Raw genomic sequence first — 257 nt, forward strand, 5'->3', positions numbered from 1 at the left:
ATGCCTGAATCATCACTTGGTAGTGCTTGGTCTTCACTTAGGCAGTAGTTTTGCTGACAATACTCAATCAATTCAGATACCAACACCGACGGCACTCGCTCGGTATTATCTTGAATCGAACGCCCAACATAACTGATGTACAAACATTCTTGCGCTGACAGCATCGCCTCTAAGAATAGGTAGCGGTCATCATCACGACGCGAACGATCGCCAGGTCGTGTGCGTCCGTTCATTAGATCAAAACCTTCTGGCGGCAT

At 47.5% G+C, this 257-nt stretch carries 1 protein-coding gene; it reads right to left on the reverse strand.

The window, feature by feature from the left end:
• Window positions 1-257, reverse strand: a 257-nt coding sequence (locus AB4486_RS27085) for a hypothetical protein (protein ID WP_372119870.1), incomplete at both ends; no start/stop codon positions are given.

The sequence above is a fragment of the Vibrio sp. 10N.222.55.C6 genome (genome assembly GCF_041473395.1).
GTDB classification, from domain to species: Bacteria; Pseudomonadota; Gammaproteobacteria; order Enterobacterales; family Vibrionaceae; genus Vibrio; species Vibrio crassostreae_C.